The organism is Arthrobacter sp. TB 26 (genome assembly GCF_000427315.1).
In the GTDB taxonomy this organism is placed as follows: Bacteria; Actinomycetota; Actinomycetes; order Actinomycetales; family Micrococcaceae; genus Arthrobacter.
In genome coordinates, this window is record NZ_AUPJ01000086.1 from 2586 (window position 1) to 3579 (window position 994).

2 protein-coding genes (1 of these 2 running past the window's edge) are annotated in these 994 nt (G+C 67.8%); both read left to right on the forward strand.

Annotated features, from left to right (window positions below):
- On the forward strand, window positions 1-212 hold the 3' portion of the coding sequence (locus K789_RS0101950; protein ID WP_237739479.1) for a LuxR C-terminal-related transcriptional regulator. It extends 2461 nt beyond the left edge of the window; the window shows 212 of its 2673 coding nt (coding positions 2462-2673); the start codon falls outside the window, past its left edge; the stop codon is at window positions 210-212.
- A gap of 128 nt (window positions 213-340) precedes the next feature.
- Window positions 341-994: hypothetical protein (locus K789_RS0101955; RefSeq protein ID WP_024365273.1), on the forward strand; the 654-nt coding region annotated here is incomplete at its 3' end.

Genomic DNA, 994 nt, shown 5'->3' on the forward strand with positions numbered 1-994 from the left:
GGCTGCCGCCGTCGTCGTCGTCGGCGTTGAGCGAACGGGAACAGCAGGTGCTCAGGCTCCTCGGCAGCGACCTCAGCGGGCCGCAGATCGCCGGTGAGCTGTTCATCTCGCACAACACGCTGCGCACCCACACCAAGCACATCTTTACCAAGCTCGAGGTCACGAACCGCAGGGCGGCGGTGCGCCGGGCAAGCGAACTCGGCCTGATGTAGCCGGCCCCGCCACCGGATCTCACCCTGTCAGTCACATCACCGGGTGACGCCGGGTCACCCCGTCCGTCCCTACCTTGGAGGTATCCCGCGGCACCCCGCCGCGGATACCAGGAACAAGGGAGCCGGACATGTCCATCACTACCACCACCCTCACCCGCGCGGCAGGGCTCAGCGCCGTCGCAGCGGGCGTGCTCTTCATCGGCGTCCAGATCAACCATCCTCCACTGGACGTCGCCTTCGTCACCACGACCGAATGGACGGTCCGCCAATCCGTCAAAGTGCTGATGTCCGGACTGTCGCTCATCGGCATCACGGGCATGTACCTGCGCCAGGTCGGGCGGACCGGGGTGCTCGGCCTGCTCGGGTACGCCGTGTTCGGCGCCGGCTACCTCATCATGATGAGCATCGAAGTCATCGCTTTGGTCGTCCTGCCAGCCATCGCCCAGAGCTCACCGGGCTACGTCAGCGATGTCCTCGCCGTCGCGACCGGCGGCCACGCTGCCGGCGACATCGGCCTGATGCAGGCCCTCAGCCTGCTCTCCGGCCTCACGTACCTGGCCGGCGGCCTGATCTTCGGCATCGCACTCTTCCGTGCCAACATCCTCGCCCGCTGGGCTGCGGCGGTCCTCGCCGGTGGCGCCGTCGCAACGATGGCGATCCCGCTGCTGCCGCAGATCAACGAAAGGCTGTTCGCTTTGCCCACCGGCATCGCCCTGGTCGGCCTCGGATACTCGCTGTGGCGCGACCAGCGCGGCGTAACCGGCCGGTCCCAGACCGACGTC